Source organism: Curtobacterium sp. MCPF17_050 (genome assembly GCF_003224435.2).
Classification (GTDB): domain Bacteria; phylum Actinomycetota; class Actinomycetes; order Actinomycetales; family Microbacteriaceae; genus Curtobacterium.
Genome location: NZ_CP126250.1, coordinates 515,161 through 539,740, shown reverse-complemented (window position 1 = coordinate 539,740; position 24,580 = coordinate 515,161). Strand labels below are relative to the sequence as shown.

The 24,580-nt window shown below is 68.4% G+C and carries 27 protein-coding genes; 10 read left to right on the top strand and 17 right to left on the bottom strand.

All coding sequences use genetic code 11. The features are described 5' to 3' along the window. Positions 1-172: 172 nt before the first annotated feature. On the top strand, positions 173-604 hold the full coding sequence (locus DEJ34_RS02635) for a hypothetical protein (RefSeq protein WP_110823457.1): 432 nt from the start codon (positions 173-175) through the stop codon (positions 602-604). Positions 605-622: 18 nt separating this feature from the next. On the opposite strand, the gene DEJ34_RS02630 is transcribed toward DEJ34_RS02635, so the two are convergent. From DEJ34_RS02630 to DEJ34_RS02610, 5 genes are all read right to left on the bottom strand, one after another. Then, on the bottom strand, positions 623-2,653 hold the full coding sequence (locus DEJ34_RS02630; protein WP_110911348.1) for a potassium transporter Kup: 2,031 nt from the start codon (positions 2,651-2,653) through the stop codon (positions 623-625). A 114-nt stretch (positions 2,654-2,767) separates the two neighbouring features. Next, the gene (locus DEJ34_RS02625; RefSeq protein ID WP_110911347.1) at positions 2,768-3,433 is read right to left on the bottom strand and encodes a response regulator; all 666 of its coding nucleotides are present in this window, start codon (positions 3,431-3,433) and stop codon (positions 2,768-2,770) included. After that, entirely contained in the window at positions 3,430-4,812 is a 1,383-nt protein-coding gene (locus tag DEJ34_RS02620; RefSeq protein ID WP_110911346.1) for a sensor histidine kinase, read from the bottom strand. Before DEJ34_RS02620 ends, DEJ34_RS02625 begins: the two co-directional genes overlap by 4 nt. Further along, positions 4,799-5,773 carry a CPBP family intramembrane glutamic endopeptidase gene (locus tag DEJ34_RS02615; RefSeq protein WP_110911345.1) on the bottom strand — a complete coding sequence of 325 codons (975 nt, stop codon included), beginning with the start codon at positions 5,771-5,773 and terminating at the stop codon, positions 4,799-4,801. Before DEJ34_RS02615 ends, DEJ34_RS02620 begins: the two co-directional genes overlap by 14 nt. Before the next feature lie 95 nt (positions 5,774-5,868). Further along, positions 5,869-6,357 (bottom strand): SRPBCC family protein, encoded by a 489-nt coding sequence (locus DEJ34_RS02610; RefSeq protein WP_110823452.1) that lies wholly within the window; start codon positions 6,355-6,357, stop codon positions 5,869-5,871. Between the two features lie 172 nt (positions 6,358-6,529). Between DEJ34_RS02610 and DEJ34_RS02605 the strand changes: the two genes are divergently transcribed. Further along, entirely contained in the window at positions 6,530-6,943 is a 414-nt protein-coding gene (locus DEJ34_RS02605) for a hypothetical protein (protein WP_110911344.1), read from the top strand. A gap of 8 nt (positions 6,944-6,951) precedes the next feature. On the opposite strand, the gene DEJ34_RS02600 is transcribed toward DEJ34_RS02605, so the two are convergent. Next, positions 6,952-7,383 carry a bleomycin resistance protein gene (locus DEJ34_RS02600; RefSeq protein ID WP_110911343.1) on the bottom strand — a complete coding sequence of 144 codons (432 nt, stop codon included), beginning with the start codon at positions 7,381-7,383 and terminating at the stop codon, positions 6,952-6,954. A gap of 113 nt (positions 7,384-7,496) precedes the next feature. Beyond that, on the bottom strand, positions 7,497-7,901 hold the full coding sequence (locus tag DEJ34_RS02595; protein WP_110911342.1) for a hypothetical protein: 405 nt from the start codon (positions 7,899-7,901) through the stop codon (positions 7,497-7,499). 179 nt (positions 7,902-8,080) lie between these two features. Between DEJ34_RS02595 and DEJ34_RS02590 the strand changes: the two genes are divergently transcribed. Then, complete coding sequence (locus DEJ34_RS02590; protein WP_110911341.1) at positions 8,081-8,800, top strand: NYN domain-containing protein; 720 nt, start codon at positions 8,081-8,083, stop codon at positions 8,798-8,800. Between the two features lie 392 nt (positions 8,801-9,192). On the opposite strand, the gene DEJ34_RS02585 is transcribed toward DEJ34_RS02590, so the two are convergent. Both DEJ34_RS02585 and DEJ34_RS02580 read right to left on the bottom strand, forming a co-directional pair. After that, positions 9,193-9,393, bottom strand: a complete 201-nt coding sequence (locus tag DEJ34_RS02585) for a hypothetical protein (RefSeq protein WP_146236918.1) — start codon at positions 9,391-9,393, stop codon at positions 9,193-9,195. 932 nt (positions 9,394-10,325) lie between these two features. Then, entirely contained in the window at positions 10,326-10,838 is a 513-nt protein-coding gene (locus DEJ34_RS02580) for a GNAT family N-acetyltransferase (RefSeq protein WP_110911338.1), read from the bottom strand. A gap of 67 nt (positions 10,839-10,905) precedes the next feature. Between DEJ34_RS02580 and DEJ34_RS02575 the strand changes: the two genes are divergently transcribed. Next, positions 10,906-11,343, top strand: coding sequence for a VOC family protein (locus tag DEJ34_RS02575; RefSeq protein WP_258368316.1), 438 nt, complete (start codon positions 10,906-10,908; stop codon positions 11,341-11,343). Positions 11,344-11,363: 20 nt separating this feature from the next. On the opposite strand, the gene DEJ34_RS02570 is transcribed toward DEJ34_RS02575, so the two are convergent. The 3 genes from DEJ34_RS02570 to DEJ34_RS02560 all read right to left on the bottom strand — a co-directional run bounded on the left by DEJ34_RS02570 (position 11,364) and on the right by DEJ34_RS02560 (position 15,211). Next, entirely contained in the window at positions 11,364-12,743 is a 1,380-nt protein-coding gene (locus DEJ34_RS02570) for an MFS transporter (protein WP_110911336.1), read from the bottom strand. Further along, positions 12,740-13,342 carry a helix-turn-helix domain-containing protein gene (locus DEJ34_RS02565; protein ID WP_110901172.1) on the bottom strand — a complete coding sequence of 201 codons (603 nt, stop codon included), beginning with the start codon at positions 13,340-13,342 and terminating at the stop codon, positions 12,740-12,742. Before DEJ34_RS02565 ends, DEJ34_RS02570 begins: the two co-directional genes overlap by 4 nt. Positions 13,343-14,368: 1,026 nt before the next feature. Then, a complete protein-coding gene (locus DEJ34_RS02560) occupies positions 14,369-15,211 on the bottom strand; it encodes an SDR family oxidoreductase (protein ID WP_110911334.1) in 843 nt (280 codons plus the stop codon). A gap of 123 nt (positions 15,212-15,334) precedes the next feature. On the opposite strand from DEJ34_RS02560, the gene DEJ34_RS02555 reads away from it, so the two are divergent. The 3 genes from DEJ34_RS02555 (at position 15,335) to DEJ34_RS02545 (ending at position 18,255) form a co-directional block, all read left to right on the top strand. Next, positions 15,335-16,234, top strand: a complete 900-nt coding sequence (locus DEJ34_RS02555; RefSeq protein ID WP_110911333.1) for a helix-turn-helix domain-containing protein — start codon at positions 15,335-15,337, stop codon at positions 16,232-16,234. A gap of 34 nt (positions 16,235-16,268) precedes the next feature. Further along, on the top strand, positions 16,269-17,255 hold the full coding sequence (locus tag DEJ34_RS02550) for an aldo/keto reductase (RefSeq protein WP_110911332.1): 987 nt from the start codon (positions 16,269-16,271) through the stop codon (positions 17,253-17,255). 430 nt (positions 17,256-17,685) lie between these two features. Beyond that, a complete protein-coding gene (locus tag DEJ34_RS02545; RefSeq protein WP_110911331.1) occupies positions 17,686-18,255 on the top strand; it encodes a GNAT family N-acetyltransferase in 570 nt (189 codons plus the stop codon). Between the two features lie 66 nt (positions 18,256-18,321). Here DEJ34_RS02545 and DEJ34_RS02540 read toward each other — a convergent pair whose 3' ends face one another. Both DEJ34_RS02540 and DEJ34_RS02535 read right to left on the bottom strand, forming a co-directional pair. Further along, complete coding sequence (locus tag DEJ34_RS02540; protein WP_110911330.1) at positions 18,322-19,179, bottom strand: arginase family protein; 858 nt, start codon at positions 19,177-19,179, stop codon at positions 18,322-18,324. A 164-nt stretch (positions 19,180-19,343) separates the two neighbouring features. Beyond that, positions 19,344-19,805, bottom strand: a complete 462-nt coding sequence (locus tag DEJ34_RS02535; RefSeq protein ID WP_110911329.1) for a MarR family winged helix-turn-helix transcriptional regulator — start codon at positions 19,803-19,805, stop codon at positions 19,344-19,346. A gap of 105 nt (positions 19,806-19,910) precedes the next feature. Here DEJ34_RS02535 and DEJ34_RS02530 point away from each other — a divergent pair, with 105 nt between their 5' ends. Beyond that, the gene (locus DEJ34_RS02530) at positions 19,911-20,879 is read left to right on the top strand and encodes an alpha/beta fold hydrolase (RefSeq protein WP_110911328.1); all 969 of its coding nucleotides are present in this window, start codon (positions 19,911-19,913) and stop codon (positions 20,877-20,879) included. A 106-nt stretch (positions 20,880-20,985) separates the two neighbouring features. Here DEJ34_RS02530 and DEJ34_RS02525 read toward each other — a convergent pair whose 3' ends face one another. The 3 genes from DEJ34_RS02525 to DEJ34_RS02515 all read right to left on the bottom strand — a co-directional run bounded on the left by DEJ34_RS02525 (position 20,986) and on the right by DEJ34_RS02515 (position 23,401). Continuing rightward, the gene (locus DEJ34_RS02525; protein ID WP_110911327.1) at positions 20,986-21,945 is read right to left on the bottom strand and encodes a DMT family transporter; all 960 of its coding nucleotides are present in this window, start codon (positions 21,943-21,945) and stop codon (positions 20,986-20,988) included. Beyond that, positions 21,942-22,514 carry a TetR/AcrR family transcriptional regulator gene (locus DEJ34_RS02520; protein WP_110911326.1) on the bottom strand — a complete coding sequence of 191 codons (573 nt, stop codon included), beginning with the start codon at positions 22,512-22,514 and terminating at the stop codon, positions 21,942-21,944. Before DEJ34_RS02520 ends, DEJ34_RS02525 begins: the two co-directional genes overlap by 4 nt. Before the next feature lie 545 nt (positions 22,515-23,059). Then, positions 23,060-23,401: a DUF1330 domain-containing protein gene (locus DEJ34_RS02515; RefSeq protein ID WP_181420633.1), complete on the bottom strand. Its 342-nt coding sequence runs from the start codon at positions 23,399-23,401 to the stop codon at positions 23,060-23,062. Positions 23,402-23,579: 178 nt separating this feature from the next. Between DEJ34_RS02515 and DEJ34_RS02510 the strand changes: the two genes are divergently transcribed. Then, positions 23,580-24,191, top strand: a complete 612-nt coding sequence (locus tag DEJ34_RS02510) for a TetR family transcriptional regulator (protein WP_110911324.1) — start codon at positions 23,580-23,582, stop codon at positions 24,189-24,191. After that, positions 24,188-24,499 (top strand): hypothetical protein, encoded by a 312-nt coding sequence (locus tag DEJ34_RS02505; protein ID WP_110901078.1) that lies wholly within the window; start codon positions 24,188-24,190, stop codon positions 24,497-24,499. The genes DEJ34_RS02510 and DEJ34_RS02505 overlap by 4 nt, the downstream gene beginning before the upstream one ends. The last annotated feature ends 81 nt before the right edge of the window (positions 24,500-24,580 follow it).

The window sequence follows — 24,580 nt, the reverse complement described above, 5'->3', positions numbered from 1 at the left end:
CAGTTCAGGACGGGCACCGTCAGGTACCCGGGCGGTATCCGTACGTCACACATCAAACACGAGCGGCGTCCCAGCGCCTCTTTCTCGGCATTCCGTATTCCACCCGCATACGATCAGGCACGATCCGGTCACGATCCGCGACGACGAGCCCGACCTGGGCGACACTGACGCCATGACACGGGGGAAGACCGGGGTCTCGATCGGGGTCGTGCTCGCGCTCGGCGGTGGACTGGGTGGCTGCGCGGCGATCTCGGTCGGCCAGTGCGTCGAGTGGGCGCCGCTCTCCCCGGCCGAGCAGGAGCAGGAGGCGAGCCTCGTCGTGGACGCCGACCTGCGGCCGACCGACCGCACTGTCGAGGCGCTCGGGCGCTACCGCGTCCGTGAAGCGGACATCACCAGCGTCCGCAAGGGCCACGCGCCCGGCGACCGCATCGACGTCATCGCGACCTCGGACCAGTGCACGAGCAGCGGGGAGCCGGTGGAGTACCTCGACGGCGATCCGCTCGCCGAGCCGGGTTCCTACCGGCTGTACCTGACGAAGGAGCAGGCTGGGGGCGCGTGGCGACTCGTCGTGCCCGGCGCCGCCCAGCGTCTGGACGACTGACCGGCGCGAGCAGGCGCGTCAGACCTCGACGTCGCTCCCCATCGTCACCGTGCGCCGGAGCGGCAGCCCGAACCGTGCAGCCGGGTCGGCGGCGTTGTGGGCCATCGCGACGAACAGCTTCCGCCGCCACGACACCATCCCGCCCTTGCCCGAGCCGGTCCGGAGCGCACCACGGGAGATGAAGTACGACGCGGCCGACATGTCCTCCTGCGCCAGGTCGAGCACGCCGGCGGCACATGCGGCACGCATCGCCGCGGGCAGGTCCTGGTCGTCGGAGAACCCGAAGGTGATCGTGATGTGGTCGATGCCGTCCTCGTCGTGGCCGAGCTCGTCGCGCCTGAACGCATCGGACAGCGCCACGTGCGGCACGTTCGCGGTGAGCACGGACACGATGACGACCCGCTGGTGCACGACCCCGTTGTGCTCGACGTTCGCCCGGAGCGCGAGCGGGGTCGTCTCCTTGTTCGGGTGCGGGAACACGGCGACGCCCGGGACCCGCGGGATGTGGTCGGCGTTGACCGTCTCGATGAACTCCGAGAGGGACCCCTCGCGCTTCCGCCGCTCCTGCTGCACGAGCTGGCGGCCGCGGTGCCAGGTGGTCATCAGCGTGACGACGGCGAGCGCGATGAGCAGCGGCACCCACCCGCCGTGCACGACCTTGGACAGGTTGCCGGCCAGGAAGGTGAGCTCGAGGCCGCCGAACACCACGGCGACGAGCACGAGCTTCCACGTCGCCCAACGCCACAGCGGCTTCACCACGACGAGCAGCAGGAGCGTGTCGACCACGAGCGCCCCGGTGACGGACACCCCGTACGCGGTGGCCAGCGCCGCCGAGGACCGGAACGCGAGCATGATCGCCATCACGCCGATGAAGAGCAGCAGGTTGACGGCCGGCAGGTAGACCTGGCCGCCCTCGCGCTTGGACGTCTGGCGGATGGTCAGCGGCGGCAGGAGCCCGAGCTGCACGGCCTGCCGGGTGAGCGAGAACGCGCCGGAGATGACGGCCTGGCTCGCGATCACGGTGGCCGCGGTGGCCAGGATCACGACGGGTATCTGCGCCCAGCTCGGGAACAGCAGGAAGAACGGGTCCTCCGTGGCCGTCGGGTCCTCGAGCACCAGGGCTGCCTGGCCCAGGTAGTTGCAGACGAGCGCGGGGAACACCACGAAGAACCAGGCGCGGAGGATCGGCATGCGTCCGAAGTGGCCCATGTCGGCGTACAGCGCCTCGGCCCCGGTGATCGCGAGGACGACCGCGCCCATCGCGATGAAGGTGATGAACGGGTGCGCGAACAGGAACGCGATCGCCCAGGTCGGGGACAGCCCCTGCAGGACGCCGGGGTGCTCGACGATGTGCGGGATGCCTGCGACGGCGATGACGACGAACCAGAGCAGCATCACGGGTCCGAACGAGGCACCGACCTTCGCGGTGCCGAACCGCTGAACGACGAACAGCCCGACGAGGATGACGGCCGCGATCGGCACGACGAGGTGCTCGACCGACGGAGCCGCGGTGCCCAGGCCCTCCACTGCTGACAGCACGGAGACGGCCGGTGTGATCACGGAGTCGCCGTAGAACAGGGCGACCCCGACGATCCCGATGACCAGGAACACGGTGGTCCCGCGCGGGCGGTGCGCGTGCAGACGTCGGGCGAGTGCGGCGAGCGCCATCACCCCGCCCTCGCCGTGGTTGTCGACCCGCATGAGCACGAGTACGTACTTGATCGACACGACGATCGTGATCGACCAGACGAGCAGCGAGATGACGCCGTAGACGTCCTCGGGGACCGGCCGGACGATCCCGCCGTCGACCGAGAACACCGTGCGCATCGAGTAGAGGACGCTCGTGCCGATGTCCCCGAAGACGACGCCGAGTGCGGCCAAGGCGAGCCCGGCTGCACCGCGGTGCCCACGGGCCTCCCGGCCGGCGGGCTGCTGGCTGGCCGTCGCGGGGTGCGTGGCGTCGTCGCCGGGACCGGCGTCTCCGGGCTGGGCGTCACGCGCAGCCGACGGCTGGTCGGACGACTGCGACGACGCGCGGGTCTCGGTCACGGCGGGGGCTCCAGTTCGCGGCCGTGCGGGCGACGGCCGCGCCCATCATGCACCCGCGGAGTGACAGCGGAGCACCAGGCAGCCCCGCCGCGGCGCCCGACGGCGCTCCGTGTCCTACTCGGGCACCGTGACGATGCGGTTCTGGTACGCCCAGACCACGGCCTGCAGCCGCGACCGGACCCCGAGCTTGGGCAGCATGCGCGCCAGGTGGGACTTGACGGTGGAGACCTCGACGACGAGCTCCGCGGCGATCTCCTCGTTCGACATCCCCTGCGCCAGGAGCAGCAGCACGTCCCGCTCCCGGGCGGTCAGCACCCCGTCGACCCGGTCGCCCGTCACCGGCTGCAGGCTCCGGCGCGAGGTGAACTCACGGAGCACACGCCGGGTCAGGGCCTGGTCGAGGGTGCCGTTGCCTGCGGCGACCTGACGGACGGCGCCGATGATCGTGTCCAGTTCGGCGTCCTTGAGCAGGAAGCCGGAGGCCCCGGCCTCGAGGGCACCGAACACCAGGTCGTCCATGTCGAAGGTCGTGAGCATGAGGACGGGCACCGCGGGGTCGGCGTCCGGCCGGCAGAGTTCACGGGCGACCTCGATGCCGTTCCGGACCGGCATCCGGATGTCGAGGACCGCGACGTCGGGCCGCGTGCTGCGGGCGAGCGCGAGTGCTTCGCCGCCGTCGGCGGCGACCCCGACGACCTCGATGTCCGACTCGGCGTCGAGGAGCGCCGAGACGCCGGCCCGGACGAGCGGCTGGTCGTCGGCGACGAGCACGCGGATCACCGCGCCACCTCCGGGTCGGCGGCCGTCGTGTCGGACTCGGGCCGGGCCTCCCGGCCGAGCGTCAGTGCGACCAGCCACCCGCCGTCGTCCGTCGGACCGACCTGGAGGCCCGCCCCCACCAGTTCCGCCCGCTCGCGCATGCCGCGGAGTCCGTTGCCACCGGCGGGCGTGCTGCCCTGCGCCGGCACGGCGGCCGGCCCGTTCTCGATGCGCACGAGGAGGTGGTCGCTGGCGCGGTCGTCGATCGTGACGGTGCACGGCGCTCCCGGAGCGTGCAGGGCGGCGTTGGCGAGGGCCTCCTGGACGGTGCGGTACGCGGCGAGCTGCGCGAGCGGGCCGACCCCGTCGCCGAGCGGACGGCCACCACCCGCGTGGTCGGCGGCCAGGACGTCCAGCCGGACGTCGCTGCGGAACCGTGCCCGTTCGACCAGGTCGACGACCCCGGCGACGGTCTCGACGGCCCGTTCGGCGGGGCTGTCGTCGCGGAGCAGGCCGACCAGGCGGCGGAGGTCCTCGAGGACGGCGGTGCTCTGCTCCCGGACCTGGCGGACGCCCTCGTGGGCACGCTCGGGGTCGGTGTCGATCTGGCGGTCGATGACGGCGGACATGAGGGCGATCCCGGAGAGGTGGTGGGCGGCGATGTCGTGGAGTTCCCGGGCCATGGCGGCACGCTCGCGGGAGACGGCGGCGTCGATCAGGGCGTCCTGCTCCCGGTCGACCGCGGTGGCCTCGGCGGTGCGGGCGACGCGGACCTCGCGACGGGACAGCACCACCAGGGTGACGAGCAGCGGCAGGCCGACGGCGCCGACCGCCTGCAGGACGCCCTGGCCGATCGAGGTCGTCAGGCCTTGGGTGAAGTCGGCACGGAAGCCGCCCGCGAGCACGGCCCAGATCGCCGCTCCCGCGACGACGACCAGGACGGCCGCTGCGGTGAGTGCGGGCCACAGCCGTGCGAGCGGGACGCGGAGTGCGGCGAGGACGACGGCCACCGCGACGGCGAACGGCGTGAGCCCGAAGAGTTCGAACGCCTGCGGGGCGAGGACGGCGACGAGCACCGGGATCCCCGCCACGACGACGAGCGTGGCGCGCGGTGCCCTGCGGGCGGCGAGCAGGGCGGCCGCCTGGGCGAGGAGCCCGAGGGTCAGGACCGTCCACGGCGCACTGCCGACGGCCGGGTAGCTGACGGTCTCGCCGATCGTGTCCGGGTCGGCGGCGTCGAGCGGCGGCAGGGCGAGCAGCAGACCGAGGGCGACCACGGCGGTGCCGAGCGCGACGAGCACGTCGGTGCGGCGCTCGCGGGCGGTGGCGGGACGCCGGGCGGGCGCAGCGCCCCCGGCCTCGGCCTGGGGGCGCTGCGCGAGCGGCTCAGCGGGTGCCATGCTGCGATCCTACGAGGGGCTTCGCCGCCGGGATCGGGGCGTCGATCGGCAGCGCCCGACGGGCCGGGTCGTACCCGAGGTGCCCGCGGGTGGCGATGAGCAGCACCACGGCGGTGATCGTCGACATGATCGTCAGGCCGATCATCAGCGTGCCGGCGGTCATGCTCGGGTACATCGTGGGGAAGAACGTCGAGATCGTGTTGTTCACGCCGACGTGGAGCAGCAGTGCGAGCGGCAGGCTCTCGCCCGTCTTGTTGAAGACCTGCACCATCAGGACGTTGAACGTGATCGTGAACAGGGCGAACACGACGGGCTCGCTCCAGTGCGCGTTCGGCCACCCGCCCCAGTCGCTGAGGTACAGCGGCATGTGCCACAGCGCCCACACCGGGCCGAGGATCGCCGCGGCACCCAGGCCACCGAAGCGGTGCTGCAGGCGGGGCAGGGCGAAGTCGCGCCAGCCCGGCTCCTCGCTCAGACCGGTGGAGAACAGCTGGATGACCAGGCCCGGCACCACGGCGGCGAACACGAGGGCGGTCGGTGCGTGCACGTCCCCGCCGGCGAACGGCAGCGCCGACACGATGATCAGGGCCGGCACGACGACGAGCGCCAGGGCGTACCAGTACCAGGCGACCCGCCAGCGGAACAGGCGTCCGACCCAGCGGCGGAGGCCCGGGCGACCGTCGGCGACCGCGGTCACGATGAACGCGCCGCCGAGCGGGCCGAGCAGTGCGCCGGGCAGCACCCCGGTGAACTGCGCGCTGCCGAGGACCTCGGCGAAGTGGATGTCCCAGACGCCCATGCCGTGCGGCGACAGGATGTAGGGGACCCACGCGAGCCAGCTCAGCCCGAGTGCGAGGGTGAAGAACGACCCGAGCGGGTGCCGCGCGATGACGCCGCGGATCCCGTGCCGGTCCTGCGGAGCGGTGCCGGTCTGCGACCGGGCTTCGATGGTGTTCGTCATGACATCGACGCTAGGAACTGCGCCGCGCCGGGACGACCGGCGGAGGGACGCACGTGCGGGACTTGCATCGAAAGGATGCAGCCCCGCCGCGCCCGTCAGCGACCCCGGTCCGGAGCCGCGGCGGCCAGCACCACCGGGTCCTCGCAGCCCCGCGCGAAGCCCGCGATCCGCCGGTCGATGTCGCGCTGCAGCACGAGCACACCGATGCGCTCCGCGAGCGGGGCCAGCCACTTCGGCTTGCACGTGAAGTTGTAGCGCCAGACCGCCAGGGTGTGCCCCGGCTGCCCCTCCGCGGCGCTGAACCGCCATCCGCCGCCCATGCGCTCGAAGAACCACGAGCCCTTCGTCATCTTCATGCCGACGTTCGAGGGCGGGTTGTACGAGACGTACTCGCTCTCCATCGCCAGGCCGAACCGCTGCACCGTGTACGTCCGCACACCCTTGCCAGGCACGGTCGCGCCGATGAGGTGCTGCCGCCGGATGAACGGGTCCCACCGCTTCCGGACCTCGCCCTGCGTCTGCGAGACGGCGAAGGCGACGTCCACGTCGACCGGGACGACACAGCGGGACTCGACGACGGGCATGCGCCCATGCTGGCACGCGGCGGGACCGCCGGACGGGAGGCCCGGGGCGGGCCCGCACCGCGCCTCCCGTCCGGTGGCGGCACGTCTGCGCGCCGCGATCTACCCTGGCGGCATGATGGCATCTCGGGACGAGTCGACGATGAGTTGTCCGCGCCGAGTTGCGCTCCCTGCCGTGGTCGTCCTCGCCGGCGCGGTCTTCGCCGTCGGGATGTTCAGTCTCGGGACGATCAGGTACAGCTCCGTGGACTGGGAATCGGTGGCTGTCGCCTCACAGGTCGCGATCCCGTTGGGAGTCGTGGTGGCCGCTACCGTCGCGCGGGTCGGAGTGATCGTGAGGAACCGCGCGGAAGACGAACTCGTGGCGCATCCGGTCCGCCGTGCATCGGTCGTTGTGGGCGTGCTGGCGTTCGTCGCTGCCGCTGTCGGCGGTCTGCTCTTGACGGTGGGCGGTTGGCAACTCGTCCTGCCGGCGGCAGCCGTCTGCGCTTCCCTGGCCGCGGGATGCGCAGGTCTGGTTCTCCGACGACCAAGAGCAGACAACCGGGACGACGAGTCCGATCACCACGGGGCAGCGGACGCCCGGTAGCCGATCGTCTACGGGGCGGTTGGTCGTCGTCCCAGTGACGACTGGAACCGCGCGAGGTATCCGTCAGGGTCCTGGACGAGGAATTGATGCACGCCGACCTCTTCCTCGCCGACGCCGTACCACTTCGTCTCGGGTTGCATGAAGAGCTCAACGCCAGCCCGTCCGAGGACCTGCGCCAACGCCTCGGAGTCCGGCACCGTGATCTGGAGGTTCACCCCGCGACCGAGCGGGCGCTCAAGAGGCCCCGAGATCCAGTTGCGACCCACGCCCGCTTGTTCGAGCATCAGGTGCGCGGAACCGAGCGTGATGTACGCGAAGCGTTCCTCAGGGCGCGAGTAGGCGACGTCGAAGCCGCACAAGTTGCACCAGAACTCGATGCTCTGATCCAGGTCGGCCACGAGCAGTTCGGGAACGAGCGAGGGTTCGAGGGTTTCAGCCACCGGACCATCGTCGCAGTCCTCACCCTGCGGGCAGTCCCGGTAGCGGATCGTCTACCGGACGCTGACTCCGGCCTGACTCGGACGCCTGGACGGAAAGTGAGACTCAGGGGCCTCTACGGCGTGTAGCCGCCGTCAGCGGGGGTGAGGAGGACCCCACCGTTGACCTGCAGCGCCACGGCAAGGCCGACACCAGACGTGACGAGGACCGCAACAGCTGCCATCGTCCAGCTCGTGCCTCGCTCGTCTCGTTCGCGCGGCGCGATGGATCGCAGGATGACGAGTCCGAGCAGGTGTGCGAGCACAAGCGGTACTACGCCAAACATCACGAAGAAACCGTCGGTCGAGGTGTCGCCCGGGGGTGCTTTGGCTGACTCCGTCACCTGCTCTATGGACGCGAGAGTGAGCCAGATCCAGGCCCCGCACATGATCGGCGCACCCAGAACAGTGAGCGACCAGAACGCGACTACTTTGGCCTTGCGTTGCCGGCCGCTGAGCCGTTTCCTCACCGCGTCGTCCATCCCCTGATGCTAGGTCTCCGACCGGTTGCGGGTTCAGTCCTCGTCAGGTCAGGCGGGAGCGGTGTGTCGTGAGCCGATCGTCCATCGGAACGGCGACGCTTCGCGACGGCGTGGCCGGGCAGGCGCCTCGGCTGCGACCAGAAGTCAGTAGCCCGGGGTGAAGCCGCCAGACTGTGCGCATGGACGCGCCCAGTGATCTGCTCGCAGTACTCGTCGATGCCGACAACGTCCCTCCGTCCCGGATTGGAGCTGTCCTCGCGGAGGTCGCCCGCTTCGGCACTGCGTCCGTGAAGCGGGTCTACGGCGACTGGACGACGACGCAGCTCAGCAGCTGGAAAGCAGCGGCGAGCGAGCACGTCATCCAGCCCATGCAGCAGTTCGCACACACCAAGGGCAAGAACTCCACCGACAGCGCACTCATCATCGACGCGATGGACCTGCTCTACACAGGCCGGTTCCACGGGTTCTGCATCGTGTCGTCCGACAGCGACTTCACCCGACTCGCATCCCGAATCCGTGAGCAAGGGATCACGGTCTACGGCTTCGGGGAACGCAAGACGCCAGCATCATTCCGGAACGCTTGCGACCAGTTCACCTACCTGGACGTCCTCGGAAGCGCGGACGGTGACTCCGCCCTCATGGAAGCGTCCCAGGTGAGCGGTCGGATCGCGCCTCGCGATGACCCGCGTCTCATCGAGGGGCTTCGGAACAGCGTGACCACTGCGTCGTCCGAGGATGGATGGGCGAACCTCGCGACGGTCGGACAGCTCCTACGAAAGTGGCAACCAGACTTCGACTCACGCAACTGGGGCTACCCGAAACTGTCAGAAGTCGTCCGCGCTACCGGGCAGTTCACGATCGAGGGACAGAGGGTGCGTGTGGAGACTGATACTCGGTAGCGGATCCGTCACCGGGCGCTGCGCCTGAAGCGGGGCGGAGTCCGCCCTGCTTCCTAGCACCGCAATCGTCTGCGGCATCACCTCAGCAGTGGCTGCACGGCGTTCCGCCCCTTAGCGCGACGATCGGGATCGGTACACGACGGACGCGACAACACAGACGACGCCCAGGGTCATGAGCGGGACACCGAACACGAGGCCGCCCGTACCGCCGTTCAGGAGCTGCGCTACGCCGGCGAGGAGCACAGCTAGTCCGCAAAGGAGGAGGACCCAGACATTTGCCATCACCACAAGCCGGACGGCCGGACGCAGGCGTGGCTGCGAGTTCGCAATAGCCAAACGTCATTCAGACGTGCGGCTCGCTCGGAAAGCATGTCCCAGCGGTCACCAGTCCTTCAGTAACAGCCAGCCGTATGCTCCGCGGCATGTGGCGCGACTTCAACTTTCTTGGCCTCCCCCGACCAAGAGGTGCAGACCGCCCGAAGGTGCGAGCTGCACTCGTCGGTGGAGCGGGCCTGTTGCTCGTTCTGCTCGGCACCGGCCTGTTCGCGGGGCACCGCGTCGACTGATCGACCGATACCGGTGTGCATCGTCATCGTTCTGATCGTGATCGGCGTCGGCTGCTGGGTCGTGGAAGGCTTCATCAGAGCGCGAAGCAGGAAGGGCGACGCCCCGTCTCGATAGCCGCTCGGCTACCGGACGAGAGCGGGTGCTCCTGATGCTGTCGCCTCCTGCACCGACTGATCAGGGCTTGTAGTCCTCGAACTCCCAGTATCCCAACCGGCTGAGCTTCTCTCCGACTCGTTCCAGTCCCGTCCCTCCGCCTCCGTGAAGAGCCGGTTGATGAAGGATCGGATCTGGTGCGGGACCCACTCGACATCGTGTGGATCCTCGAGCACAACGTCCTCGAGGTCTTGACCGTCATTCGTCGAGATGCACCGCACCTGAGCCTTCACGGTGTCATTCTCACGCACGCTTTTACAGCCGACACGTGTTTCGGTAGACGATCCGCTACCGGGCGGTTCGTGCCTTCGTGAGCAGCGCGACTCCGAACACGAGCACGCCCCAACCGAGTGGGGCGAGGACCACCAGGAACGGTGCCCCAGTTCCCGTAGCGGTCAGCGCCATGGCGAGCCACAGGAACGCGATGGCCCCGGTTCCCGCGGAGAGCGCGCCCATCGTGAGTGCCGCGCTCCGACGCGAAACGTCCGACGACAATGGCACTACCAACAGGCTGCACACCACGGCTCCGACAATTCCAGGCACGATGCACGACCAGAAGGCCGACGCGACAGAAGCCCACTGGTCAGGTCCCGCTCCAGACCAGTGCACCGGAACACGGGAAGGAACCGTCGTCCAATTCAGACGAACGATGCTGACTGTGGCCGGAGGCACCCACGCGAGTACCGCCGCCATCGCGAGCGCCGCTCGCACGCGCAAGCGCTGCTCCGCCGGCGCCGAACCTGCTGCCTCCGCTGTCACCTTCGCAGGCTAACCCCGGCGCAACATCGACCGGTAGGGGACCGTCCTACGGAAGCGGCTGCGAAAGCCACGCACTCATCTGCACCCGTCGCCCGTATCGGTCGAGGCCGTGCTCGGCCTCGACCACGAGCAGTGACTGATGAAACGGCGTGGCTGGCTCTTCCTCCACGAAGCCGGCCGTTGCGTAGAACGGGGCGTTCCACGGCACGTCCGCGTACGTGCGGAGAGAGATGCGCCTGTACCCACGTTCCCGAGCATGGTCCTTCGCAGCTTCGACGAGCGCTCGACCCAGACCCTGCCGCGACTGCAGCGGGTCTACCGACAGCTGTTCCAAGTGAGAGATGTCACCCGTCTCCAGGACGTGAACGAAGCCGGCGACATCCCCGTCAACGTCGATGATCAGCAGGAAGCCAGGCTCAGACAGTCGCGTGGTCCCGGTGGGAGCTGCGGACCATACCTCGGGGTGGAGGTGATCGATCAGCAGCTGGTCCGCGTCGTTCTCGATCCGCTCGATCGCGTGCGAGTCCCTTTCCTGGGCGAAGCGGATGCACCTTGACATGCCGTAAGCGTAGGAGCCGCGAACGGCGTCTCGGTAACCGATGGTGACCCGGACGGTAGACAGGGGTGTGCCTTCCTTCGACGACGTTCCACAGCTCTTGCAGACCGTCATCGACACGCCTGCGCCGCGCGAGCTCGCCGAGTTCTACCGGTCACTCCTGGGCCTTCACTACCGAGACGGCGACGCACCCGACTCCGACGAGACGGAACAACCCGAGTGGTTGGTGCTGACCGCCGAAGACGGCACCCGCCGCCTGGCGTTCCAGCTCGTCCCTGACCTGCCCCGGCCACAGTGGCCCACCGGCTCACCTCCGCAGATGCTCCACCTCGACCTGACCGTCGACGCGACAGCCACGCTCGAACAGCAGCGGGCTCGCGCCATACGCCTAGGAGCAACAGTCCTGACGGACAGATCCGACGACGTCGACGAACCCCTCATCGTCTTCGCTGACCCCTCCGGACACCCCTTCTGCATCTTCGTCGCACCGCACACACCATCCCAGTAGCCGGTCGGTCGCTGGACAGGTCAGGGACGATCGTTTCCGACGTGGTGCGCTGACTTGTTCCTCTCCATCAACCGCCACGACCCGCCCGTCAGCGGTGTGAGAGTCGTCACGACGTAAGCCGCCGCGACGATGCCGAATGCGAAAGCGAGTCCGATCGTGTCGGCGGCGAGCCCGCCGAGCAGGGCGCCGAACGGGACGCCAGCCCACGCTCCCGCATTGATGAGGCCGAAGACGCGGCCGCGCATGTGCTCGGGCACCCGCTCGAGTTCGACTGTCGCGAGGATCGGGTTGAGCGATCCCGCCGCGAGCCCTGCCAGCGCGGTCGCTGCGACGAGCACGGGCAACGGCGCCCCGAGCGCGAACGCCAGGCTGGACGGCCCGCCGGCGAGTGTGAAGCACACCGCGAACGTCACCCGCCGCGGCACCCGGTGGGCGATGAAACCGAAGGCGACGTTGCCGAGGAGGGCGCAACCACCCATGGTCGCGACGAGCAGCCCCAGCGCTGCCGCGCCTCCGAGACGGTCGTTGGCGTAGAGGGGAAGCAGGGTCGATCCGCGAGCGGCATCGAGGAGGTTCGTGATGAGGACCAGCCCGACCAGCAGCCGCATCAGCGGGTCCCGCACGACGAAACGGGCTCCCTCGGCGAGGTCGGCCCAGAAGGACCCGCGCCGCGCACCCCCGATCCCCGTGTTGGCTTCTGCTGCCTTCACATCGCGAGGGACGAGCGCCCATGTCAGGACCGCAGACACCGCGAAGGTCGCAGCGTTGACGAACAGCGCCCCGATCGGGCCGACGGCCGCCACGAGGAGGCCCGCCAGGGAAGCGCCGACCAGCTTCGCGAAGCGCTCGGATCCGTCGAGGAGGCCGACACTGCGCTCGATGCGCACACCCGCCCGCTCGGTCAGGCCCGGCAGCATCACGCGGCGAGCGGTCTGGCCCGGGGTGTCGAGGAGGCCGCCCACGAAGACCAGCGCCAACAACGCCCAGAACGGCAGACCGACCGTCAGCGCCAACACCGGCATCGCAACGACGGAGGCACCGCTCACGACGTCCGCCACGATCGCAGCGCGACGGTGGCCGACCCTGTCGACGACGACCCCGCCGAGCGGTCCGCCGATGATCACCGGCGCCGTCGCGAACGCTGCGGCGACGCCGATCTCGACGCCCGAGCCGCCGAGCGCGAGCACGTAGAAGGGGACCGCGAAGGCCGTGACCACGTTGCCGGTCTGCGAGATCGCGTGAGCGGCGACGACGGCCCAGAGGGCTGTGCGGGCCGCGCGACTCGACGAACCGGCTTCGCCGTCGCCACCCTCGTCGGATGTGTCGCTCTTCGCGGCGTCAACGCGCGCATGGCGTTCGTCGGGAGCGGGCGTCCCGGTGGGCGGGGAGTTCTCACTCACGCGCCCGCACCACCTGGGTGCCGGTAGGCGTGGTAGGCGAGGACGATCGTCTCGGCCCCGTCTTCCACGTCTGGGCTGTGCGCGGCGCCGACATCTACCCAGCGGTCGACGACGGACTCGAGTTCGGCGCGCAGGGCGGCAAGCTCCGTCACGGTGAGGCGGATCGCGCGGTCGCCGCCAGCCGCTGCCGTGACCCACTCCCGCGGCAGGGCCGGTCTGGCGTCGACGTACTGGAGGTAGCGCGCCGCGTTCGCCTGGACGATCGACTTCTCGAGGGCGGCCGATGCGCTGAGGCGAGCTGGGTCGTCGAGCAGGTCGGCCGGCTCCCACGAAGTGAGAGGTGCTGCGGCCTGCCACCAGCGCTCGCGCCGGTCGGCGCTTTGCGGCTCGGCCGCCTGGATGAGGTCACTCGCGGCGAGCTTGGACAGGTGGTAGCTGACCGTGCCCGGGGCCTCGTCGACGACGTCGCCGAGCTGCGCCGCAGTCTGCGGACCTCGCTCGCGCAGCAATCCGAGAAGGCGCAGGCGCGTCGGATGGGCCAGCACCCGCATCGAAGCAGCGTCGGTGAGGGTCGAACGGGGTGTGTCGCGAGAGGCCATGCGAGCAACGTAGCTGCTCAATCGTTCTTGCGCAATGACCCTTGTCTACTTGTGCGAGGCGCGAATGACGCCTCGGACCGGACGTGCGGGTGGAGCGAAGGCTCTCGAAGGTGCTGTCGATGACTCAGCAGGCAGAACCGGCCACGACTGGCCGGTCCAGGCACGGTATCGACCGTCTCAGTAGCCGGTGGGCTACCGAACGCCGCCTCGGTCGCTCGTGGTCGTTCCGGTAGGGGATCCATGACCGGGACGGGCGTGAGTCGGACCGCAGAGTTGTAGGTTCAGTGCATGCAAAACGACTCCGACCCGAGCCGCCGCACACCTGTCTGGCTTTGGTTCTTGTTCGCGGTCGGGCTTGCCGTCTTTGGCACGGGATCTTTCCTCGCCCGAGTCGACGGTCACCTGTATGGGATCCCCGTCGTGGCCGTTGGGTTGGCGATCGTCGTGACCTTCGTTGCGCTCCGGGCCCGCTACACCGGCAAGCGGTAGTAGGGACGCCAAACAGCCGAGCCCAGCAGTCTCAGTAGCCGATCGGCCAACGGGCCGTTCCATGGGCTTGACTGGGTGGCCATGAGTCCGCGAAGGAATCGACTACCGCTGATGAGCTGGGGGCGCTTCTCGTTCTTGGCCGCGACAGCGGTCGTCGTGGGTGTTGTGCTGCTAGCGGGTGCTGTTGTTGCAGCGCAGGGACGTCTTATCGGCGGTGATGATGGAGTTGGATGCCTGACGGACCCTGCTGTTGTGGGTGCTGAGTTCGAGGAGGAGGTCGGGATCAGTGTCACCCCGTCGTACTGGCCGCTTGGCACCGACTGCACGCTCGTCGGACCGTCGGGCCGTAGCGCAGTCGTCGCCGAGAGTGACTGGGCGATGACAGCTGTTGCTCTCACGGGCATGGGTCTGGGAGCGGGACCAGTGCTCCTCCTGCCGTTTACGAGTCTCGGAAGACGTCGCATCGTTCGATCGGGTGACCGTTAGCCGATCGGCTACCGGACGGCCGTGGGGACGTCCGGTAGCCGGTCGAGGGAGTCAGTCGTCGTGAGCGAGTGAAGAGGACAGCTCCTCATGTGCGGCGACCTGCTGAAGAAGCAGGTTGGCTTTGTCGACACCGGTCTGCACGGCATCGGCGCCCGCAACCCATCGCAGCGGCGGCTCATCGGAATCGACCAACGACACCAGGCCAGCAGCGAGCTTGGTGGGATCGCCCCCCTGTCTGCCGTTCATGCTCTTCCACGCCTCGATCGTCGTCGCGGTGCGCTCGGCGTAGTCGTCGATGGACAACTCTGGCCAGATGGTGGAAGCCCCTTCGACGAGCAGCTCGGTACGGAAGAAGCCAGGCTCGACAATCATGGTCGAGACACCGTACGGCGCGAGGTCGTACCGGATGGACTCCATCCACCCTTCGAGGGCGAACTTCGACGCGCAGTACGCCGCGACGAACTCCTGACCGACGAGGCCGGCAGTTGAGCTGATCGTGACGACCTGACCGCTGCGCTGACGACGCATGACGGGTAGGAGCGCACGGGTGACGTTGAGCGGGCCGAAGAAGTTCGTTTCCATCTGCTGCCGCATCTGCTCAGGACTGATCTCCTCGAAGAACCCTGCGTAGAACAAGCCAGCGTTGTTCACCAGCACGTCGATCCGCCCGAAGCGAGAGACCGCGGCGTCCGCGGCGGCCCGCGCCGCGTCTTCGTCGGTGATGTCGAGCGACACTGCCAGCAGATCATCCCGCTCGCCGAACACCTCGGTGACCTTCGAGGCGTCACGCGCGGTGGCAACGACGCGGTGGCCGGCGGCGAGGGCGGCTCGGGTTAGGTCAATGCCCATCCCGCGCGCTGCGCCGGTGATGAACCAAACGGTGGAGTCAGTCATGGGTGTGCCTTTCGATCGGGAACACCGCAAGTGAACGACGCCGTCACGGCCGGAAACAGACTCCGGCTACACGGTCACTGACAGGGACCCCCTGCCGGCGATCCGCTGACGTACCGTCGAGGCGTGAACACTCAGGCGGAGATTCGCGATTTCCTCACATCGCGGCGGGCCAGGCTCCTGCCGGAGCAGATTGGCCTGCCGGACTTCGGCGGACGCCGCCGAGTTGCTGGGCTGCGCCGTGAGGAAGTGGCCCTCGTCGCCGGGATCAGCACCGAGTACTACACACGCCTCGAACGGGGCAACGCGACCGGCGTCTCTGACAGCGTCCTCGACGGTGTCGCTCGTGCTCTGCTCCTCGACGACGTCGAAGCGGCCCACCTGGCCGACCTCGTTCGAGCCGCCAACGCGCCGACCCACCTTCGGCCGCGGCGCTCTGCGCAGCGATCACAACCGGGCAGCGTGAGTGCGGGCGTGCAGCAGATTGTGGACGGCATGACGGGCATGCCGGTGATCGTGCAGAACACCACGCTCGACGTGGTCGCGTCGAACGCGCTGGGGCGTGCGTTCTACCTCGACCTGTTCGGTACTCCGAGCCGGTCGGTGAACTTCGGCCGGTACATCTTCCTCGACCCTCGCTCGCGCGACTTCTACCGCGACTGGGACAGCGTCGCTGAGCAGAGCGTCGCGGTGCTCCGCACTGAGGCGGCCCGTGCCCCGGCGGATCGTGCACTCGCTGCCCTTGTCGGGGAGCTGTCACTGGCAAGCGAGGCGTTCCGCACGCTCTGGGCCAGTCACACGGTGCGGGAGCACCGGGCGGGGGAGAAGCTCGTGCACCACCCGATCGTCGGAGACCTCGACCTGACGTTCGAGTCACTGGGCGTCAGCTCTCGAAGCGGGCTCGCCCTGATCACCTACATCGCAGTTCCGGGATCGCCCTCCGACGACAGCCTGCAACTCCTTGCGCACTGGGCTGCGACGAAGGACGCCGCGAGCGTGAAGGAACCCCGAACGACCGAACCATGAGTCGCCTCGTCGTGCCCATCGAAAGGACCCACCCGTGAAGTACACCCGCCTCGGTAACTCCGGACTGAAGGTCAGCCGCATCGCGCTCGGCTGCATGAGCTTCGGCGACCCCGCCAGCGGCCATCTGCAGTGGTCCCTCCCCAAGGACGACGCCCTGCCCTACTTCCGGCAGGCCCTCGACCTCGGCATCACCTTTTGGGACACCGCCAACGTCTACTCCTACGGCGACTCCGAACGCATCGTCGGCGAAGCAATCCGACAGTTCACCAACCGCGACGAAATCGTCCTCGCAACCAAGGCGCACTTCTCCGACAAGCCCGGCACCGGGCCGGGCCTGCACGTCGCCGGCCTGTCTCGCAAGGCGATCATGCAGCAGATCGACGCATCCCTGACCCGCCTCGGCACCGACTACGTCGACCTGTACCAAATCCACCGCTTCGACCCGGAGACCCCGATCGAGGAGACGATGGAAGCCCTCCACGACGTCGTCAAGGCCGGCAAGGCCCGCTACATCGGCGCGTCCGCGATGTGGACGTGGCAGTTCGCCAACATGCAGCACGCAGCCGACCTCCACGGCTGGACGCGGTTCGTGTCCATGCAGGACCAGTACTCCCTGCTCTACCGCGAAGAAGAGCGCGAGATGTTCGGTCTCCTCGCCGACCAGGGCGTCGGCAGCATCCCCTACAGCCCCCTCGCCAAGGGCCGCGTCGCCCGCCCCGCCGGTGAGCAGACCAAGCGCTCCTCCGACGACCCGGTCGGTAACAGCTTCTTCGCCGACACCGGACGTGACCGTCCCGTCATCGACGCCGTGCAGCACATCGCCGAAGCACGGAACGTCCCGATGGCGCAGATCGCGATGGCATGGGTCCTCAACAACCCAGTCGTGAGCGCACCCATCATCGGCGCCACAAAGCCACACCACCTCGACGACGCTGCCACAGCCGTCGACATCGACCTCACCGCAGACGAGGTCACCGCACTCGAGGAGCACTACCAGGTGCGCCCCGCTGGCGGCTTCTGAGCGCCAACGGAGTCCTGCGCGAACCATCGACGCCGCCGCCAACCACTACATGTGGTGGTTAGCGGTGTGTCGCGGCACAACATGCGCCATTCTGCGCGACCATAGCGGCGTCGAAGAGGGTGGACCGTCCGCTCGCTCGCGGCAGGAAGGAGCGCGGAGTCATGGCCAAGTCCGGCAAGAGCAGCGGCGGTTCGTCGCGAAGCTCGGTCACTGGCAAGTTCGTGACGTCGAAGTACGCGAAGTCGCACCCCAGCACCACGCAGACCTCGCACAAGAAGAGCAAGTAGCAAGCGCCGCGAAGCGGTGACTCACTGGCGGGAATCCGGGAACCGGGTTCCCGCCAGTGCTTTGCGCAGTCGTTGTCGGACGGCAGGTGCGGTGTCTCGATAGCCGATCGGTCACCGAGCCTGACTCTTGGGAGGATGACGGGGTGCGCACCTTTCCTTGGCCCGCTCGGAGCGGGGCTCTCCTCCTCCGCGACCCTCAGCCCGAGGACGCAGACCAGCTCGTCGCTCTACGGAACAACCCTGTCGTCAACCGGTTCATGCTTCGCACCCACGTCGACCCGGACGCCTACGCCCAAGAGTGGGCGAGCATCCCCGACAGCGACACCGACTTTTCGTGCATCGCCGAGCTGGACGGCCGGCTCGCCGGCTTAGGCTTCCTCGACGTCACCGACGGCCTGGGACAACCTGGCATGCCCCGGGCGACGCAAGGCGTCATGGGCTACATGCTGCAACCCGACCTCGCCGGACAAGGGCTGGGAACGGACCTGGCACGCGGCCTCCTGACCGCAGCGTTCGACGTGCTCCGACTCCGGCGCGTCACAGCGAGCTGCAACGCCGACAACATCGCCTCAGCCCGCGTCCTCGAAAAGAACGGCATGCGACGCGAGCAGCACGGCATCGAGGACTCCTGGCACGCCGACCTGGGCTGGGTTGATGGCTACCAGTACGCCATGCTCGATCGCGAGTGGGTTGCCGCTCGGACCGTCCGATAGCCGATCCCTCTCCGGACGTTCTCTATCGGTCCGTGGTTGAAGTCAGAGCAGGACTCGCACGCCTGGTCACGAGTGATTGATGACCAGCGCGATCGCCTCGATCACCTCGGTCAGCGCTCGCCCCAGTCGCGCCTCTCGATCGAAGGACGGGTCCCAGGACGCAATCGTCGCGCTCACCACGGGGCGAAGCGCGGACAGCTCGCTGATCAGAGCGATCACTTCATCGGGCTGGAGGCCACCCGATGCGGCGTAACTGTTCGCTGGAGCGATCTCCGGATCGAGAGCATCAGCATCGAAGTGGACGTGCACCCGATCGACGTCCGCGATGAGTCGAGCGAGGGCGGTACCTCGCGTGACTGGGTTCTGGCACTCCTGCGCGCTCAGGGTGCCGATGTCCGAACCATCGAGCGCGAGGCTTTCCTCATCGTCCAGATCGCGCGCAGCGACAAGGAGCACGCGGTGGTCCAAGATCGGCGTGAAGCCCGTCAGAGAGCGGGTATGCGCTGTCCAACAGCGCCCCGTGAGCATGCTCAACCCCTGCCCGTCCAGGTAACCATCCGGGTCCGTGTCCGGGGTGTTGAAGTCGCCGTGAGCATCGATCCAGATGACCCCTGTTCGCCTGCCCGTGCCCAACCCCGCGACCGCTGCCACCGTCATGTTGCAATCTCCGGAGAGCACAAGCGGTGCGCGCTCCGCGACGAGAGCCCTTCGTACGTGCTGAGCGACATCGTGGTGCAGCGTGAAAGTGGTGCGGAGCTCTGCGCGCCAACGGTCGGCTGGTACTACTCGAACCGCATCGACGTCGTGGCACAGCCCCAGCCGGCCCAAAAGTCCGGCCGCGATTAGGGCGTCGGGGCCGGCACCCATGCGCTCGCCCTCCACGCCAGCGTCGAACGGCACGGTGATGACCTGGATGGCAGTCATGGTGGGTCAAGCTCCGATCGACGTGAAGAGTCGAGAATAGTCCGTCGCATCCTTGGCCACCCGCTGCGCCTCGATCGGCAAACCTTTCGGCCGCCTCGATAGGGGATCCTTTGCCGAGCGCGTCCGATAGCCGATCGCGGGCGGAGTTGGAGAGGTTGAGCGCGTCAGCTGTCGGTGATGGTCCTGGCGATGTCTCGCAGTGCGTCGATCTGCTCGGTAGAGAGCTTGTTGAACACGCGAGCCCGTGCGTCCTCCGCGTGAACAGGTGACAGCTCGCGGACCAACGCGGAGCCTTCGGCGGTGAGGGTCGCGACGATGGCGCGGCCGTCATCGTCTGAGGGGTGGCGCGTGACGAGGCCGCGTTTCTCGAGGCGCCCGACGAGATGCGTCGTCCGTGACGGCGAGAGGTGGGACTCCTTCGCGATGGCGCTCATGCGCCTGCTGCTCCCCGGGTCTTCGGCGAGATACGACAGCACGATGAACTCGACCAGGAGCACGTCGCCAGTCTCGCGAAGTGTGGCGTCGAGCGCCGCGGGCAGTTTGAGCGTGAGCGCCAGGATCGCCAACCACGCTTCACGTTCCTCACGTGTCAACAGCTCGTGGGGACCGCCTCGGTGGGTACGCATGAGTCGAGCGTACCGCTAGTTGAATCTTCAACTGAAACGTGTATGGTGTTTGAAGATTCAACTTCCTCGGGTGGTCCGAGGGGGACAACGACGAAGAAGGAACCCATGAGCGACACATCTGCCGTCCTCGACCAGATCCGGAAGCACAAGACCTACGGCCGATCCTGCATCGAGCACGCTTACGCCGATCATCACGTCGATCTCGGAGAGATCGTCATGAACTACGCCGAAGCGGGCGACCCGTCCAAGCCCGCGCTGTTGCTGATCCCGGGGCAGTCCGAGTCGTGGTGGGGCTACGAAGCGGCGATGGGGCTGCTCTCCGAGGACTTCCACGTGTTCGCCGTCGACATGCGCGGCCAGGGGCGGAGCAGCTGGACCCCGGGCCGTTACTCCTTCGACATCCTCGGCAACGACCTCGTGCGGTTCATCAATGTCGTCATCGGTGAACCGGTCATCGTCAGCGGCAACTCGTCCGGTGGGGTTCTGGCCGGGTGGCTCTCCGCGTACGCCATGCCGGGCCAGATCCGCGGGGCCGTCCTCGAGGACCCGCCCCTGTTCTCCGGCGAGCTCGACCCCGCGTTCGGTCAGTCCCAGCGTCAGTCGTCGGGTCCGGTGCTCGAACTGTGGCGCGACTTCATCGGTGACCAGTGGTCCATCGCGGACTGGGCAGGCTTCCTCGACGCGGCCAAGGCGTCTCCGTCGCCGCTGGCACAGATGATGGGCTCCTTCGAGAAGATCCCCCAGGCGTTCCAGGAGTACGACCCTGAGTGGAGCCGGGCGTTCCTCGACGGAACCATGGCTGGCACCGTGCGGAGTGAGGAGTTGCTGTCCCGGGTGACCACGCCCATCCTGCTCACCCACCACGCTCGTACCGAGGACCCTGACACAGGCGTCCTGATCGGTGCCATGAGCGACCTGCAGGCGACGAAGGCTCGCGAGCTCATCACGCTTGCCGAGGTGGACCTCGACTACCGATCGTTCCCCGAAGCGATGCACGCCATGCACGCGAGTGACCCGCAGCTGTTCTCGACCACGCTGACGCAGTGGGCCGCCTCGCTCCCCGCGCCTCGGTGAAAGAGCACTGCCCGGGACTCCTTCGTGACTGACGTCACGAGATCGAGGTCAGGGTGCTGGGAAGGCGGAGTGGAGAGCGGCGAGCCCTTTCTCCACTCCGCCCTTTTCAGCTGCGGTCGTCTGAGCGGTGCAGATTCTGTTCCCCGGCTCGTTCGAGTTGCACCGGGGCCTTCGCCCCGGGCTTGGTCGTGGGAGCTGTAGTCAGGATCACGAGAACAACGCCGATAAGCCCGAGACCAACCCACCCCACGACGGTGAGCTGTTCCCCGACGACGAGTACGGCGAGGATGGCGGCGACTGCCGGTTCGATGAGGGTGAGGGTCGTCGCGGTGCTCGCAGGGACTTGCGAGAGACCGTAACCGAACAGGACGTACCCGGCGAACATCGGCACGAGAGCCATGTACGCCCCGACCGTCACCGCTCCTGGCGTTGCCAGGAGTGGGGCGCCAGTGAGGAGCAGCACCGGCATGAGGAGGAGACCTCCCCCGCCGAACACGGCACCCATCGAGGCCGCCCGGCCGAGCCCGTCATGCATGAGTCGATGTGCGGCCCACGAGTAACCGGCGTAGGTGATGCCGGCGACAAGTCCGAGTCCAATCCCCATCAACGTCGACGTGAGCGCTCCGCCGTGCCCATCGAGCTTAGACAGACACAACAAGGCGCTGCCGACGACGCCGATCGCGGCAGCAACCATCCACGGCCGGCTGAGTGTGCTGCGGTCGATGACGCGTTCCAGTACTCCCGAAGCGAGGGGTGCGGAGGCGAGGGACACGACTGAGCCGATTGCGACTCCGGCGAGGTGCATGGAGCTGTAGAACGCCAGCGGATAGATCGCCACGGACAGGGCCCCCAGCGCGACGACGCGCCAATGGCGGCGGATGGCGAACCGTTCACGGCGTAGCGCAGGCACAGCGATCGCTGCCTGCAGGAGCCCGCCGAGGCCGAGCGAGACGGCGCCGATGGCGAGCGGGCCAACGTCGGGGGCGTAGGTTGCCGCGGTTCCGGTCGTGCCCCAGAGCAGCGCGGCTATGACAATCGCGCCGATACCGACTGCCCGTGTGTTCACAGCCCTGCCACCAAGGAGCTGGCGAGGACTCGCGCGTGGACGAGTCGGGTCGATGCGCCTTCAAGACCGGCGCGGGCCATCGCGCCTTCGAGCAGGAACGAGCAGTGCTCCGCTAAGGCGGTCGCGGTCGCGGGAGAAGTCAGCTCCGTCAGGTGTGACACCAGGATCGACTCGACCTGCTCCTTGTGCCGACGGACTGCATCACGGCCGCGGGCACCGACCGGTAGCTCCGCGGCTGCGTTCAGCAAGCCGCAACCACGAAACCCGTGCTCGTACCCGAGTTCTGCGTGGTCGATGTACGCATCGAACACAGCCGTGACCCGCTCCGCAGCCGTGGTTGCACCGCTGACACGGACGGCATAGAGCCCCAACCACTCCTGATGCCGAGCCTCGATGTACGCGCTCACCAGGTCGTCCTTCGAGGCGAAGTTGTTGTACAGGCTCATCTTCGCGACCCCGGCTGCCGCGGTAATCGCGTTGATGCCCGTCGCCTCGATCCCGTGCGCGTAGAACAAGCGTGCAGCAGCAGTCAGGAGTCGGTCTCGAGCCGACAGCGCGACGTCAGACATGGCAGCGCCCTCCTCGTTAGGTAGACCATCCTACCTACTCCTGGACATCGACATCGCCGTCCGATGAGCGGTCGTCCACCGGTACAGGGCTGGCGGCGACAACCACGACAACTTTCCCGTGTCCTGCTTGACCTGGGGATTCCCGTATGACTGCCCCGCGAAAATGCCCGGTGAAGGGGCGCTGAACGCAACACCGTCCACGTACCCGAGCAAGGGTGCGGCACTCCGCGTCGGGTGACGCCAGCGCGGGGTCCAGATCGCTGCACGCGTTGCTCTCGAACACGCCCTGCCCGAACGCCGTGTCCACCCCGCACACGGCCTCGGGCTGCTCGGCGTGACGGCGCTCCTGCCGCTCGCCGCGGGGACCGCGGTCCTCGTCCGTCGACGGCTGGGCACGCTGCCCCGCATCACGCCAACGGAGCAGTAGCACCGAACCGACGGGAGGCTCTCCCCCCCCCCCCCCCCCCCGTGTGAGCGGCGGGTCCGGACACGACCGGTAGGGAGCCTCCCGTCCGTCGCCCGTCCGGCGTCGTCGTGACGTGCGGTCAGACCGCGGCGGGCACGCCGGGCAGGAAGACCAGGCGCCGACGCATCGCGGTGGCGGCGATCGCTCGAGCCGGAGCGTACGCCTCCGACTCGTACCAGGCCTGCAGGGTCTCCATGTCGGGCCACTCGACGACGGCGAGCACGGCGCCGGCATCGCCTTCCGCGACGACCGGCTGGGCACCGAGGACCACGAAGCGGCCGCCGAACGCCTCCACCGTGGCCGGGGTCACCTCGGAGTACCGCCGTGCGCCAGCGGGGTCGAGCACCTCGTACACCTCCGTGATGCTGTACGCCGGGGTGCGGGCTGCGGTGGTGTCGGTGGTCTCAGTGATCTCGGACATGGGTGGGTCCTTCAGGTGGGTTCGGGCGGCTTCCGCGATGCCCTCGAGTGCGCCGGTCGACGCAGAACCAATGATGTTGCCCGACATCATTCCTTGTCAACCCCGATGATGTCGACTAACATCAAAGAGTCACGAGCGCAGTCATCCGCGCTCGAGCCGACCGCGAGGAGGAACCGCGATGCCCCGGATCACGCAAGCCCAGAAGGAACGCAACCGCGACGAGATCGTCCGCGCGGCGAGCGAGGGCTTCAAGCGCCGCGGCGTCGACGGCGTCGGCATCAAGGACCTGATGAACACCGCGGGGATGACCAACGGCGGGTTCTACAACCACTTCGCCTCGAAGGAGGACCTCGTGCTCGAGGTCTACCGGAAGGGCTTCGCGGAGTCGCTCGCGGCCGTCGATGCCATCCGGGCAGAACACGCCGACGGTGCCCAGTCCGCCCTGGACGCCGTCATCGACACCTACCTGACGGCCGCCCATCGGGACCACCCGGAAGCCGGCTGCCCCTCGGCAGCGCTGCCCGTCGACGCCGGGCGGCACGGCGCTGCGCCCCAGGGCGCCTACCGGGACGGACTCGAGAGGTACTTCGCGAACCTCACCGAGCTGCTGGTGCAGCGAGCACAGGAGACCGGCACGGAACTCGCCCCCACGGACGCCCGGCAGCAGGCGGTGACGATGTTCACCCAGATGATCGGCGCCATCGTGGTCTCGCGTGCCGTCGCCGAAGCGGACGGGCCGTTGGCGGACGAGGTCCTCACGGCGAGTCGGCACCAGCTGGAGCGCCGGTGACCGTCCGGATGATCGACCACATGAAGCGCGTCGTCGTGGCGGCAACGATCGGAGCTGGTGTCGGCGCGCTCATCACGATCGCGTTCCTCGTCGCGAGCGGTGTCGACTACCGGATGCAGGAGGACGCCGGCGTCGAACCCGGCGCCACGCCGGACCTCGTCCTCGGCGGTCTGCAGGCCGGCCTGTGGCTGTCGGTGGTCAGCGTGGCAGTGCTCGTGGTCTGCGTCCTCGTCACCGTCGTCCGCCGTCGACGTCGGCACGGCTCGTCCTCGTCGGCGAGCACCCCGTCGAACGACCGCCTCCCGTGACGGCGCCGCTCCTCGCAGAGGCCGGCACCACAGCCCGGCGGTACGGTGGCAGCGACCGCCACCCCTCCGCCGGAAGGACCC

Bases quoted from the DNA above. Each gene is read 5' to 3' on its own strand.
- DEJ34_RS02635 (WP_110823457.1), top strand. From the start codon at position 173: ATGACACGGGGGAAGACCGGGGTCTCGATCGGGGTCGTGCTCGCGCTC.
- DEJ34_RS02620 (WP_110911346.1), bottom strand. From the start codon at position 4,812: ATGGCACCCGCTGAGCCGCTCGCGCAGCGCCCCCAGGCCGAGGCCGGG.
- DEJ34_RS02615 (WP_110911345.1), bottom strand. From the start codon at position 5,773: ATGACGAACACCATCGAAGCCCGGTCGCAGACCGGCACCGCTCCGCAG.
- DEJ34_RS02610 (WP_110823452.1), bottom strand. From the start codon at position 6,357: ATGCCCGTCGTCGAGTCCCGCTGTGTCGTCCCGGTCGACGTGGACGTC.
- DEJ34_RS02595 (WP_110911342.1), bottom strand. From the start codon at position 7,901: ATGGACGACGCGGTGAGGAAACGGCTCAGCGGCCGGCAACGCAAGGCC.
- DEJ34_RS02590 (WP_110911341.1), top strand. From the start codon at position 8,081: ATGGACGCGCCCAGTGATCTGCTCGCAGTACTCGTCGATGCCGACAAC.
- DEJ34_RS02585 (WP_146236918.1), bottom strand. From the start codon at position 9,393: ATGACGATGCACACCGGTATCGGTCGATCAGTCGACGCGGTGCCCCGC.
- DEJ34_RS02580 (WP_110911338.1), bottom strand. From the start codon at position 10,838: ATGTCAAGGTGCATCCGCTTCGCCCAGGAAAGGGACTCGCACGCGATC.
- DEJ34_RS02565 (WP_110901172.1), bottom strand. From the start codon at position 13,342: ATGGCCTCTCGCGACACACCCCGTTCGACCCTCACCGACGCTGCTTCG.
- DEJ34_RS02560 (WP_110911334.1), bottom strand. From the start codon at position 15,211: ATGACTGACTCCACCGTTTGGTTCATCACCGGCGCAGCGCGCGGGATG.
- DEJ34_RS02540 (WP_110911330.1), bottom strand. From the start codon at position 19,179: ATGACTGCCATCCAGGTCATCACCGTGCCGTTCGACGCTGGCGTGGAG.
- DEJ34_RS02535 (WP_110911329.1), bottom strand. From the start codon at position 19,805: ATGCGTACCCACCGAGGCGGTCCCCACGAGCTGTTGACACGTGAGGAA.
- DEJ34_RS02530 (WP_110911328.1), top strand. From the start codon at position 19,911: ATGAGCGACACATCTGCCGTCCTCGACCAGATCCGGAAGCACAAGACC.
- DEJ34_RS02520 (WP_110911326.1), bottom strand. From the start codon at position 22,514: ATGTCTGACGTCGCGCTGTCGGCTCGAGACCGACTCCTGACTGCTGCT.
- DEJ34_RS02515 (WP_181420633.1), bottom strand. From the start codon at position 23,401: ATGTCCGAGATCACTGAGACCACCGACACCACCGCAGCCCGCACCCCG.
- DEJ34_RS02510 (WP_110911324.1), top strand. From the start codon at position 23,580: ATGCCCCGGATCACGCAAGCCCAGAAGGAACGCAACCGCGACGAGATC.